13 protein-coding genes are annotated in these 12954 nt (G+C 58.7%); 1 reads left to right on the forward strand and 12 read right to left on the reverse strand.

From position 1 onward, the window contains the following. Positions 1-457: 457 nt before the first annotated feature. The 12 genes from HGP16_RS27515 to traI form a co-directional block, all read right to left on the reverse strand. Positions 458-868, reverse strand: a complete 411-nt coding sequence (locus tag HGP16_RS27515; RefSeq protein WP_168843140.1) for a response regulator — start codon at positions 866-868, stop codon at positions 458-460. A gap of 394 nt (positions 869-1262) precedes the next feature. Beyond that, positions 1263-2585, reverse strand: a complete 1323-nt coding sequence (gene trbI, locus HGP16_RS27520) for an IncP-type conjugal transfer protein TrbI (RefSeq protein WP_168843141.1) — start codon at positions 2583-2585, stop codon at positions 1263-1265. Positions 2586-2596: 11 nt separating this feature from the next. Continuing rightward, a complete protein-coding gene (gene trbH, locus HGP16_RS27525; RefSeq protein ID WP_168843191.1) occupies positions 2597-3058 on the reverse strand; it encodes a conjugal transfer protein TrbH in 462 nt (153 codons plus the stop codon). Further along, positions 3058-3906: a P-type conjugative transfer protein TrbG gene (gene trbG, locus HGP16_RS27530; RefSeq protein ID WP_168843142.1), complete on the reverse strand. Its 849-nt coding sequence runs from the start codon at positions 3904-3906 to the stop codon at positions 3058-3060. The genes trbH and trbG overlap by 1 nt, the downstream gene beginning before the upstream one ends. 17 nt (positions 3907-3923) lie before the next feature. After that, a complete protein-coding gene (locus tag HGP16_RS27535; RefSeq protein ID WP_168843143.1) occupies positions 3924-4586 on the reverse strand; it encodes a conjugal transfer protein TrbF in 663 nt (220 codons plus the stop codon). Between the two features lie 15 nt (positions 4587-4601). Further along, positions 4602-5801 (reverse strand): P-type conjugative transfer protein TrbL, encoded by a 1200-nt coding sequence (gene trbL / locus HGP16_RS27540; RefSeq protein WP_168843144.1) that lies wholly within the window; start codon positions 5799-5801, stop codon positions 4602-4604. Then, positions 5795-6604 carry a P-type conjugative transfer protein TrbJ gene (gene trbJ / locus HGP16_RS27545; protein WP_168843145.1) on the reverse strand — a complete coding sequence of 270 codons (810 nt, stop codon included), beginning with the start codon at positions 6602-6604 and terminating at the stop codon, positions 5795-5797. The genes trbL and trbJ overlap by 7 nt, the downstream gene beginning before the upstream one ends. Continuing rightward, positions 6576-9050, reverse strand: a complete 2475-nt coding sequence (locus tag HGP16_RS27550; protein ID WP_168843146.1) for a conjugal transfer protein TrbE — start codon at positions 9048-9050, stop codon at positions 6576-6578. The genes trbJ and HGP16_RS27550 overlap by 29 nt, the downstream gene beginning before the upstream one ends. Before the next feature lie 10 nt (positions 9051-9060). Next, a complete protein-coding gene (locus tag HGP16_RS27555; protein ID WP_168843147.1) occupies positions 9061-9360 on the reverse strand; it encodes a conjugal transfer protein TrbD in 300 nt (99 codons plus the stop codon). Beyond that, positions 9353-9733 carry a TrbC/VirB2 family protein gene (locus HGP16_RS27560; protein WP_168843148.1) on the reverse strand — a complete coding sequence of 127 codons (381 nt, stop codon included), beginning with the start codon at positions 9731-9733 and terminating at the stop codon, positions 9353-9355. Before HGP16_RS27560 ends, HGP16_RS27555 begins: the two co-directional genes overlap by 8 nt. After that, complete coding sequence (gene trbB, locus HGP16_RS27565) at positions 9723-10694, reverse strand: P-type conjugative transfer ATPase TrbB (RefSeq protein ID WP_168843149.1); 972 nt, start codon at positions 10692-10694, stop codon at positions 9723-9725. Before trbB ends, HGP16_RS27560 begins: the two co-directional genes overlap by 11 nt. Beyond that, positions 10691-11329 (reverse strand): acyl-homoserine-lactone synthase TraI, encoded by a 639-nt coding sequence (gene traI, locus HGP16_RS27570; protein ID WP_168843150.1) that lies wholly within the window; start codon positions 11327-11329, stop codon positions 10691-10693. Before traI ends, trbB begins: the two co-directional genes overlap by 4 nt. Before the next feature lie 373 nt (positions 11330-11702). On the opposite strand from traI, the gene repA reads away from it, so the two are divergent. After that, positions 11703-12893, forward strand: a complete 1191-nt coding sequence (repA, locus tag HGP16_RS27575) for a plasmid partitioning protein RepA (RefSeq protein ID WP_168843151.1) — start codon at positions 11703-11705, stop codon at positions 12891-12893. The last annotated feature ends 61 nt before the right edge of the window (positions 12894-12954 follow it).

Here is a 12954-nt window from a genome sequence, read left to right on the forward strand (position 1 = left end):
CGCCGAAACCACTTGCGCCAACCTCACCAGGTACTCGATCGTTAGCCCTGGCGTCAGTGGCATCCCGGCAGCGGCCAGCTGGCCGCGTCGCATCACCGACAATTAGCGTCTCGAGGTCAATCTGACGCTGCTCCAACAAATGGGCGTCGCCAAAGTCGGTTGATGATGGCATGGGAAACGGACTTGGCGCGCGGTCAGGCGACTATTGCCACCACCGGCGAAATGTGACGGCTAGTTTTGCTGAGAAGATCGAGCCAAGCAAGCCGGCGAGGATCGAGACATCGCAAACCAAGATCGTTTGCCCTAGTCATGCCGGTGGGCAAGACCGATGCCTCGACCACATCCAAGGGCTCTGTTTCAAATATTCCGCATGGTTGTGGAGGCCCCGTGTTCTTCACCGTCAAGCGGCCTGATCCTCCAGACCACCATCGGCTGGCAATGGGCGTTCTTGTACCTTTCACACAATAGCTGCGGCGGCATCATAGGCATCCATTTCCAGTAGAAGCCGAAAACATTTTATCGCATTGCCTGGCTCATATGGCTTTCTCAGGAAACGGCAGCGACGCGGAAGTGAGGATTGTCGCAGATTCACCATGGCTGAAGTGATAACGATGGCCAAATCCGGTCTTGTGCGGTGAATCCGCACAGCAAGACCGAGGCCATCGATGCTACCCGACATATTAACGGCCGTGAACACCAATCCAATGTCGGCGCGACGTTGTAGAACACCTATTGCTTCATCTCCATTTGATGCTTGAGCGGTCCCGAGTCCAGCTGCCTTGATCTCCTCAACAATCCTCAAACGAAGATCGGCGTCTGCTTCGACGACCAGGACTCCTCGAGCTGTTTTAGGCTGCCCTTCGACCAATTTGCCCCCTTTGAAGCACGGGTTGCGCCACTTAAAGCACGTCAGGCTCTAAGCTCTATTCATCGATTGAATCTTGCGTCGCGATAGCCTCCTCCTACTCTCGCTCCCTCTCACTAGAAGGCGGAATGGCGCCATTCCCGCGAGCGCCATTTGGGAGGAGGAGGGTCGGCGCTCGCATCTTGTCATTTTGCTTTGATCCAACATTACATCAGATTTGCTTAAATGATAAGCTATCATTTGCGATGCGGCCATGCGCTATGCGTCTAACGAATGGCTCGTAATATCTACGTCGATTGAGTGATGGTCCGCTTGCATAACGCCTTGCGCGAAACGCAGCAACATCGCTTCTCTAACGCCAAATTTCGGTGTTCGATTTAGTACGCCGCCAGGTAATCTATTTTCGGTAGGTTCCAGGAAATACGATATCCTGGTCAACAAGAACGTTGAATCTATACCCAGGTCGGACCTCAAGTGTGGGCTGAACATTTAGATTCTTACTGATCGTCTGTTCGGCGACACGGCCAAAGCTCTCCGCGAAATTCCGCCTCGCCGCATCGGACGCCGTATCCTGCGTAGCGAGTGTCGAACTCTGCGGCACGGACGCGTCGATCCCTGTTCCGATCAGCGCGATCAGTACCGCCGATCCGAAGGTCTTCAGGTAGTGGTTGTTCACCTTATCGTTGAAGCCGCCATAGCCTTGAGCATCCGTGCCCGCCATGCCGCCGATCTGAAGGGTCGAGCCGTTCGGAAAGATAATGTCGGTCCAAACGACGAGTACACGGTTCTGGCCGAAAGACACCTTGCTATCGTATCGGCCGAACAGCTTCGTTCCCTGCGGGATCAGGAGGCGATGTCCGGTCGCAGAATCGAAGACATTCTGGCTGACCTGGGCTGTGATCCGCCCTGGCAGGTCGGAGTTGATACCGGTAATCAGGGTTGCGGGAATAACCGAACCTCGTTTTAGCTCATAGAGAGACTGTTGCGGCACGACACGGTTGGGTAGGTAGCCTGCTTCCTTCAGATCGGCGTTGAAGAATTCTTCTTTGGACCTCTGCTCGTTCGGATCGAGGTTCTGTCCGCCGATGCCTGCTCGCAGCGCCGCCGCATAGAGGTCCGATGCTCCGCTGCCGGGTGCCGCAGACGAACTTCCAGCAGCCGTCGCGGCATTTGGATTTGAGATCGTCCCTGCCTTGGCATCGAATTTCCCATGGTCGATGGAGATGGGGGCATCATAGGCCGCGTCACTGGCTTGAAGCCTCGCCATCCGTTGGCGTTGCAGCTCGCGGAAATATTGCTCGTCTTGTTCGCGCTTCAGGCGGGCACGCCAAGCGTTTTCGCTTTCGAGGTCCTGGGATGGCTGTGTCTCCTGCCGACGGTCCGGCTGCGGTGCGAACGGGTTGGTGTCACTCCTTTTTTCATCCTTCGCTTCGACAGGAGCCGGCTGGAGGGGCATGGTTTGTTGGGGTTCACCAATGATCGCATCGCCGACGCCGCGCTTGAGCTGGTCGGCGAATGTCGATGCCGGATTTCCGGGACTCCCATCGGGACCGTTGTCCCGGCGAAGCAGCAGCCCACGTGTGGCAAGGCCATAAAAGATGACACCAAGGAATGCGACGACGAGCACAATCACGACGATGATCGGGAGGCGATTGACGCGGCGAATACTGTTCTGTGGGTCCTGGTTCGACACCCCACCAAGTTTAATGGATTGCACCATGGTTTCCTCTCCTATCCGCGGCGCATCACGGAAAGCGGGCTGGTTGGTGACGCCCCTCCCCCGTTCACCGTATAGGCGCGGCTAAGCTCCACATCTTTCGTCGATAGCCGTGCGAGAACTTGCCCTTCGAATGGCTCGACGACATAGGCGAGCGGGATGATCGCACCGGAGCCGTCGGTCTTCTGATTAGAGATGACTGCATACCCTCGCCCTTTGAGGGCGGCCTCCAAGGCTTGCCCGAAAGGAGAGCCATCCTGCTTTAGCCCGATAGCACCGCTGCTCGGATCGACGTGTTCGGTGAACCGGTTCGCCATGTCGGATGCGATCGCGGTCGCTGCCGCTGCCGGAATATCCGCTGATGCCCTGCTGGTAACCAGGCCACCGGGACCAAGGCTCTGGCAACCGGAAGCAAGAAGCAAGAGCGCGACAGCGAGGCCGAAGCTGCGAATACGGCGCAGGAACAGGGGTCTCATCATCGCCCGCTCCGCCGGATCGTAATTTTCTCCTGTTTCCAGCCAACGCCGGAGACCAGCACCGCCTTGTCGACATCGTAGTCGACGATCATCATGTCGTTCTTCATCCGATAATTGACGGTCCGGTTTTCGCCGCCGGAGACAACGAACAGCACTGGCGCATCCATGCCGGAGACCGAGCGTGGGAACTGAATGTATGTTTTCGTGCCATCGCTGTAGACCCGGCTTGGCCGCCATGCAGCGCTGCCCGAAATCGAATAGCCGAACCGCAGCTGTTCAGCCGGAACGCCGACGCCCGGGGTGGTGTTTGCCTCCATACGTGCGTTGGCGTCGGCGAGTTTCATGGAGACGTCTTCCGGAAATTCGAACCCGACACGCGCCATATATTGCGTCTGATGGGACTTGAGTTGGATGTGATAGGTCCGCCGCGAGGTTGTCACGACCATTGAGGTCACGAGGCCGGCCTCCGACGGTTTGACGATCAGGTGTATCGCCTGAGCGCCGGCGGCTCCCGAGGTTGCAGGCTCGACCTTCCAGCGCACGGTATCGCCCACCAGCACATCGCGGACGACCTCCCCGGCCTGCAGCTCGATATCACAAACCTGAAGGGGCGAGCACACCACGGAGGGTTGGATTTCGCCGTAGAGGAAGATCACCTTACCGTCCGGGCCTTTCGTCACGAGCCCGTCGCTTTTGCGCCAGCGCCCGGAAATTCCCGTGCCTTTGGTTTCGGTCGGTGAAAGACTTTGTGCTGCCGCCCGTGATGCGTCGGCCAAGGATGAAACGTTGATCGTCAATGCGATCACAATGGATCCGGCCACCCGGACACTTGTCGTTCTGGTGTTCATTTTGGAGTGCATGCCTCTTAAAGCTGGGCTGTCCAGTCGAAATCGCGGAGATAAAGGCCTATCGGGTTGAAACGGATGATGGCTTCGTCCTGCGGAGGCGTGAGTGTGACCGTCGCGACACCGCGGAACCGTCGGACAGCAGTTTCCTGGCCCTTGCGATCACGCTCGAACTCGGTCCAGTCGACCTGATAACTCTGGTCCGAGAGCGCCACGATATTGTTCACCTCGATGGCGACGGTCGCCGTCTTCGCCTTCTCGAAGGGCGAGGAGGAACGGAACCAGGCATTGACCTTTTCGGTCGCGGGATCGGAGGTTCTCAAATGTGCGTAAGTGCGATCGATATACTGCTTCTGCACGACCGCATCCGGTGTGACGCTCCTGAAATTCGAGACGAAGCTTGCGAGCGTCGCTCTGACGACCCGCGGGTCGGCATATTCGATCTGCTCCGGAAATCCAGCGCTCGAGGCCGTGCCGAGTTTGTCGACTTCGACGATATAGGGGACGAGCTTGACCTGCGTGCTCTGGAAGAGCGCGTAGGAAAAACCAATGATCGCCATGACCATGCCGATAATGCCGACGACACGCCAGCCCGCCGCAGCCTTCACATATGAGCCATAGCGTTCGTTCCATTCTTGACGTGCGGCAAGATAGGGATTTTCAGGTGGATTACCTGTCGCCATTACCAAAGGATCTCCTTATTTCGTGTCATCGATTGGCGGCGGTGCGGGTTTGGATGACGAACTGCGCGGAGTACGGCTCTCGTCAAGCTTAGCGTTTGCAAGACCCAATAGTGAGCCGGCGTAAGCGCCAGGCGACGCGATCGCCTTATCCTTGGCAGCGGATGCTGTCGCCTTTCCCGCGCCGCCAATGCCAGATGCCATGCCGCGCAGGGCCGCCCCCGCCATGGACGAGCCACCTGCTCGGGCTACACTTGCCGCCTGCATCCCCTTTGATGCCGCGCTCGCGCCGAGAAAGGCGCCGCCGGCCGTAAAGGTTGCCGCCTGTCCACCATGGCGAATGGCTTCCATGCCGCCAGAAACCGAGGCACCTTGCACGACGCCCTGCAGGATTGGGGGCACGTACATCGCAACGACGAAGATGACGACCGAGATCCCGGCAATCGAGAGTGTCGTGATGAACTGATCCGAGGTCGCTGTTGGCGCATCGCCGAGGCCGAGCAGGATGTCCGAGCCGATTTTGGCGATCATCACCAATCCCATCAGCTTCATGCCGACGGAGAATGCGTAGACCAGATAGCGAACCGCGAAATCCTTGGTGAAGGAGGAACCGCCGAGGCCGAGCATGATCACACCCGCGAGTAGCCCGACATACATCTCGACCATGACGGCCACGAAAATCGCCGCGACCAGCGAAAACGACACCACGACCACGACCATTGCAAAGACGGCGGCGATGGCGAGCGAATTGTCCTCGAAGAGGCCAAACTTCACCTGTTCGGACATCTTGGAGGCGACCTGGATGCCGGCGTCGAAAATGTTTGCCGGCGAGACGGAGCCGTTGCCAGCACCGATCTGAAACAGGCTATCGACAATCGCCTTGGCAAAGGCCGGGCCCTTGTCGAGGATGAAGGCGAACAAGCCGATGAACATGATCCGGCGCACCAATTCGGCGAACCAGGCGTCCAGACTGGCCGTATTGATGGCGAGCCAAACCGCGGCGATGGCGATTTCGATGCCGGCGAGGATCCAGAACAGCGACCGCGCTGCGTTCGTCACCGTCGCTTCCCAGCCCTTGACGGCGGTAACGACGGAGTTTTCGAGGGTGTTCAGAACTGCGCCGTTTTGCTGTGCGATCGCAGGCGTGCTCGCAAGCAGGACGATAGCGATGACAATAAAGAAGACCTCAAGGGCGCGTGACGGACGGAGGATTACCATTGCGGCCTCATCTCTTGCCCGCCGTGGATGTCGATCTGAGGAGCGTTGAAGAACTTCTCCCGGCGGGCCTGGGCCAGATCCCTCTGGGTTTGCTCGGATTGATACCAGGTGGCCATCATCGTCATTTGCTGGGAGATCAGTCCGCGAAGCTTCTGCATCTGCGCCACTTGCTGCGCCGCGATTTGGTGTCCGACTTGTAGAGCCTTCATCTGCCCGTCGGCCGACTCCGACAACGAGCGAAGGGAGGACATCGTCGATTCCTCGCTGGAGAACTGGTCCGCCGTCAGATTTGCGGCCTTCAACGTGCCGGCGATCGTGTCACGGTTCGTGGTCGACCAGGTCTGATAGGTCGAGGAAAAGCTCGCGTCGTCCGGCAGTTTGCTTTTCATATCGGCGAAGCTCTGGAAGCGCTGCTTCAGCACGTCGTCGACGTTGCCCATCGAGAATGCGATCCCCTGCCCTTGCGAAACGACGTTCTGCAAGGTTTTCAGATCGTTCTCGACCTGCCCCCAAACGTGATCGGGAAGTTGGGCGGTGTTCTGGAGCATGTTCTGATAGATGTTAAGCTGGTTTTGGATCTGCTCGGCGAGCTGGGAGATCTGTGTGATCTGATTGTTCACCTGCTCGGCGGACTTGCCGACGAGACTGACGAGCTCCGTGTTATTGGCAAGCTGCGTCCACTCGGTAGCCTGCCCCGTCACACCGCCGGCTTGAACAGGCCTCGGCAGGGCAATTGTGAACGTGCTTGCAAGCACGACAGCGGCGCGAGCCGCCTCACGCGGCAGACAGAAGCGTTTCAGCATCGGCAATTCCTCGTTGTTGGAGCCATTGGACAGGCCAAGCGGCACCGTATTGCGCCTGAAGTGCCTGTATCCGTTTGAGGTCCTCCTTGCCGGATGCGCCGACGAAGGAGAGCGTCACCGGTCCGAGCGCCATGTCGAACAGCCTCCGGCCTTCGGGCGAGGCGACGTAGTATTCCCGCTTCGGAAGGGCCGTCGCGACGATCTCGATCTGCCGTGCGTTGAAGCCGATCCTTTCATAGAACTCGCGGGTGCCAGGTTCGCGCGCGGCACCATTCGGCAGGCAAATCTTTGTCGGGCAGCTCTCCTTCAGCACGTCGATAATGCCGGAGCGCTCGGCGTCCGAAATGGACTGGGTGGCAAGAACGACCGCGCAGTTCGCCTTGCGCAACACCTTGAGCCACTCGCGGATCTTGTCGCGAAACGTCGGATGCCCAAGCATTAGCCAGGCCTCGTCGAGGATGATGAGGCTTGGCGCTCCCGTCAGGCGCTTCTCGATGCGGCGAAACAGATATGTGAGCACGGGAACAAGGTTTCGTTCGCCCATATTCATGAGCTCCTCGACCTCGAAGCATTGGAAAGCGCCAAGCGACAGGCCATCCTCCTCTGCATCAAGAAGCTGTCCCATCGGGCCGTCGACGGTGTAGTGATGCAGGGCGTCCTTGATTTCGCGCATCTGCACGCCGGAGACGAAGTCCGAAAGCGAGCGTCCGCGTGACTGCGCCATGAGTGCGATCTGACGGGAAATCGCGTTGCGATAGTCAGGCGTAACGGTCACGCCCTGAAGCGCAATCAGCGCCTCGATCCATTCACTGGCCCAGGCGCGATCGCCGTCGCTCGATAATTCCGCGAGTGGGCAGAATGCCAGGCCTTTTCCCTCCCAGCTTCCCGATGCGCCCTCGGCAGGATCGTTGCCGATCTCATAATGGTCGCCGCCAAGGCCGAGCGTCAGCGGCAGCATCGAGCGCCCTTTGTCGAAGGCGAACACTTGCGCGCTGGCGTAGCGTCTGAACTGCGCCGAAATCAACGCCAGGAGCGTCGATTTACCTGACCCTGTCGGTCCGAAGACGAGCGTATGACCGACGTCACCAACATGGAGGTTCAGGCGAAAGGGCGTCGAGCCCGATGCCACCTGCATCAACGGCGGCGCGCCTGGCGGATAAAACGGGCATGGAGCCGTTGGGCTTCCAGACCACACCGAGTTCAACGGGACCAAATCGGCGAGATTACGGGTGTTGACCAAAGGCTCCCGAATATTGGCATAGGAAACACCCGGCAGGCTGCCGATGAAGGCGTCGGTCGCATTCAGCGTTTCGATCCGTGCGCCGAATCCTTCCGCCTGAATCAATCGACGGATGGCCTCGCATTTTTCCCGAAGTCGCATCTGCTCCTCGTCGAAAAGAACGATGACCGGCGTGTAATAGCCGTAGGCGACGAGTTGCGAGGCAGCCTCGGCAATCGCGTCCTCCGCCTCAGCCACCATCGACATTGCATCCTGGTCGAGCGAGCGGCTCTGGGTCTGGAACAACTGATCGAAGAAGGGCCGCACTTTTTGCTGCCACTTCTTGCGTGTTCGCTCTAATTTCTGCCGCGCCTCCTGTTCGTCGAGGAAGACAAAGCGCGACGACCAGCGGTATGTCAGTGGCATCAGGTCGAGGGCGTTGAGAATTCCAGGCCAGCTTTCCGCCGGCAATCCATCGATGGCGACTACGCCGAGGAAACGGTTTTCCACCAGTGGCGTCAGACCATGCTGCAACTCAGCGGTCACCAGCCAATCCAGATACATCGGAATTTCGGGCAGCCGGAGAGGATGGTTCTCGCCGGTTATGCAGAAGCGCACGAACTGGAGGAGCTCGTCATAGTGCGCGATCCGGAAGCCGCCGCGCTCTTCGGCTTCGCATGTCGTCATGCGCCTGATCGAGACGACATTGCCGAGATACTGTTCGATCTCGCGGATGGACGTGTGAAAGCTGTCAAGAATTGTCGTGGCGTAAGATGCCGTTCGGCTTTCCAGATCGGAATAGACATAACGCGCGAGCCCAGAGCGTCTCGGCTCCGGCGGACGCCATGTTAGGATGAGGGCGTGCCGGCTTTCGAAATGTCCCCTCTCCCGTTGGAAGTGAGCACGGCGCTCGGCGTCGATCGCCCGTGTCACCGGATCGGGGAAGAAGCATTCGCTCTCGTCCGGATAATCCAAGGTCGGCACCCGAACCGCCTCGACCTGAATCATCCAGCCAGATCCGAGGCGTGCCAGGATCGTATTGATCTGGCGCGACACGTCGTTGCGCTCGGTGTCGGTCGAGCTTTCACTGTCAGGCCCGGCGAAGTACCAGCCTGCCATCAACGATCCGTCCTTCAAAAGAAGAACCCCATTGTCGACCAGGCCGGCATAGGGCACGAGGTCGGCGAAGGAGGGCGTGGAATGGCGGAAGGATTTTAGCGCTACCATCTAAGGCCCCTCAGAACTTGCGCCATGGCGTCGATGTCGGCCGGTAATGCGCCTTGTAAGAGACGTGGCGAATGTAGACCCGCCGCATCAACGGATCGGCCTTCGCCATGATCCTCAGCGAGGCGATCGCAGCCAGCCAGATGCCCAAGCCGAACAGCGTGGCGTACCAGGTCAGGACAACGAAGATCAGGATGATCGACGCGAGGCCCGTCAAAAGGACCAGTTCGCGGTCCGCACCCATCAGCAGGTTCGGGCGCGAAAGTGCCCGATGAACCCGTGAACGTACAAGATTGCTGCCCGCCTCAGTCATGAACAGCTTCTCCCCTTGCCTTGCTTGAGGCCTGATACGGCGCTGACCCGATCGACGCGCCCGTGGCGCCGAATAGGGCCACAATCTGCGTGGCGCCGAGGAGAACGCCGCCGACGAGCGCGATATAGCAAAGCCTCCTCGCGAAATCGTTGAGCTCGCCGCCGAAGATCAGCATGCCGCCGGCGATCGCCACCGCGGCCAATGCAATGAAGCCCGCCACGGGGCCGGTAATCGATTGCTGGATCTGTTGGAGTGGCGACTCCCAGGGTAATCCGCCGCCGCTCGACGAAGCAAATGCCGGGGTCGCCAGGGCGACTGACCACAGGATCACAATCAGGCAACCGGCTCGTGCATATTGACGCTTACGCTGCATGGCTATCCTCATCAATTTGGGCGTAATGTTCGGTTCGGTAGCGAGTGTTGCCGAAACCTTCGACATGAATGACGTCGCGGACCCGCCGGCCGCGTCCGGTCCGCTCGATGGAAAGAACAAGATCGACGGCCTCGCCGATCACGTCCTGCATGGGCTGCTGGCTGGCTTCCGCCGTCAGTTGTTCGAGGCGGCGCAACGCGGACAGGGCACTGTTCGAGTGAATTGTGGTAACCCCACCCGGATGGCCGGTGTTCCAAGCCTTGAGGAGCGTGAGCGCCGCGCCATCACGGACCTCCCCCACAATGATCCGATCGGGCCGCAAGCGCATGGTGCTTTTGAGAAGCCGCGCCATGTCGACAGTATCGCTGGTGTGGAGCGAAACGGCATTCTCCGCTGTGCACCGGATTTCGGTCGTGTCCTCCAGAATGACCAGACGATCGTCCGGCGCGCCCGCTACGATTTCCGCGATGACTGCATTGGCGAGCGTGGTCTTGCCTGATCCCGTACCGCCGGAAATCACGATGTTCATGCGCGAGGCAATCGCTTCGCGCAGCACCGAAACCTGCGCCTGTGTCATCACTTTCGACGTTACATAGTCGTCGAGTGGGATTAGGCGTGAAGCGCGTCTGCGGATCGTAAAGGCCGGTGCGGCGACCACCGGCGGCAACAATCCTTCGAAGCGGTGACCGCCGATCGGCAATTCGCCTGAGATGATCGGTTGCTCTCTATCGGCCTCGGATTGAAGGGCATGGGCTACACTGCCGATGATGACCTCTGCAGCGGCGGGATCCATCGCGCCGGCTGGCGTAATGCCGTGGCCCAGACGCTCAATGAAAAGCCTCCCATCTGGGTTCAGCATGATCTCGACCACTGTCGCGTCCTTAAGGGCAACGCATAGTTGATCGCCGAGAGCGTCCTGAATCTTGCGGATAAGCCGCGAATGGGAACGGAGTTGGGTCACGCTCCACCCCCGATCCATCCCGCGTTACCGTTGCTTGTGAGAGGATGATATGTCGCTGGGCGAACACGCTCGAAACTGGCGCGATCAAGCGGGAGGCTTCCAGCGATGGCGATCGTGTTGCCGATCGCGGTTGGCTCGCCAAGTCGATCCATCGGCCAGCCCGCACGTTTGAGGATCCGCTCGAAGCGAAGATCGGTCGCGGTGACAAGCTGGGTGTATCCGTTGGCCGCCGACCACTCGATAATCGCGGCGAACATGGTGAGAGTGACAAGGTGGAGTTGGCCCCCTCCCCTGCCTGCCGCAAGCGACGTGTCGACGCAGAACCGGGAGCTTTCGACGACTGCCAAACGCGTGGGGAGCGAGCCGTTCTCAAGGAGCTGCGGGAAAGTCCACTCAAGCATTGTGGGGCCCGTTGCCGGTAGAAGACGGGCGCAGCCGACAACCGATCCGGCCCGTGTCACGGCGAGGATGTAGGTGGGGTGAAGCTCGTCATACTGGTCCCGTTCCTCACCAGCGATGATTTCGACGTTCCATTCCAGTCTCGCCCCGAATACGGCGGCGCGCAGGCGATGCATCTTCTTGAGATAGCTTGAATGACGTTCGTAGAGGTTCGGCGAGACGGCGAATATCTGCATGTGCGACTCCGCGTAGGTGAACTACTGGAGTGGAAACCATCTTTGGCGACCCGTGACTATGTGCAGATCTGCATTCGGTGATTCGACCAAGGCGCGGATCGGGACGGGCAGATAATGGGTGTTCGCTGAAACTATGCGGTATCTTTTGACCGGGAGATTGCGTGCAAACGTTCCCTGCGGGAAAGCCAGGAATGGGCCTAACTCTACGTTTATTATTGAGAATAACGCTCGGACGCTGAAATCGAAGCCTCCGTTAGCTTCTCGTTAACCTTAAATACCTTGCAGCAATAACGGAATCGAATGATAGTTGCGCAAATGATGGCCGCACGGTCATTTTTTCGAAAGTGTCGCCATCAAGGAAATAATTCGCAAAATGAGCCAGCCACAGCCGAACCGGTTTGATTTCGAGATCGCCCAGCAAGGGGCTAAAATCTCGAATGCGTTGCATATGCTGCGCAGCCAGCAGTACCCTCCCGATGCCCGCAAGGGATTGCGGAAATTTCAACTCGGGGAAGTCGCCGACTTCATAGGTGTTACCCAGAGTCATCTGCGACAGATCCATTCGGAGGGAAAGGGACCGGAGATCGAATCCGTCAGCGGCCGACGCTATTATACGGCCGAGCAGATGCTCGAGCTTCGGGAATATCTCGAAGCGAACAAGAAATCCGACAAGAGATACTACATCCCGCAGCGGCGTGAAGGCGAGCCGATGCAAGTCGTATCAGTCGTGAACTTCAAGGGCGGAAGTGGCAAGACGACCACGGCTGCGCATCTCGCGCAGTATCTCGCCCTCACCGGCCATCGCGTTCTGGCGATCGATCTCGATCCGCAGGCCTCGTTGACCTCGCTGTTTGGAATTCAGCCTGAGCTCGATGACACGGCCTCTCTTTATGAGGCACTGCGGTTTGACGACGAAAGGAAGCCGATTGCGGACGTTATTCAGTCGACGAATATTCCCGGTCTGGATGTCATCCCCGCGAACCTTGTCCTGCAGGAGTATGAATATGATGTACCGCTCGCCATCTCCTCACGGAAGGGCGACGAAGGCAGGCTGTTTCATATGCGTATCGTCCAGGCGCTGAAGGAGCTTGACGACAGGTACGACGTCGTTGTCATCGATTGTCCACCGCAGTTGGGTTATTTGACCATCACAGCCCTTATGGCTTCGACCGGCATCCTTATTACCATCCACCCACAGATGTTGGACATCATGTCGATGAGCCAGTTTCTGATGATGCTGGGCGGAATCATGACGCCGGTCGCGGAGGCCGGTGCTGAGATCCGCGTCGAGTGGTTCCGGTATCTCGTCACGCGCTTCGAGCCGACGGACATACCGCAAGCGCAGATGGTCGGCTTTATGCAGTCGATGTTTGCTCAGCACATGCTTCGAAACCACGTGCTTAAATCGACAGCCATTTCGGACGCGTCGATCAAGAAGCAAACCCTGTATGAAGTCGAGCGTGGCGATTTCGTCAGATCGACCTATGACCGCGCTATTGAAAGCCTGAACGCCGCCAATGGCGAAATCGTGGAGCTGATCCACAATGCGTGGGGGCGGAAATGACCAGCTTGTCAGCCGTTTTTTTCTTCAATTTCGATTGGAATGCCAGCAACTTACCAGCGCT

This window comes from Rhizobium sp. P40RR-XXII, assembly GCF_012641405.1.
Classification (GTDB): Bacteria; Pseudomonadota; Alphaproteobacteria; order Rhizobiales; family Rhizobiaceae; genus Rhizobium.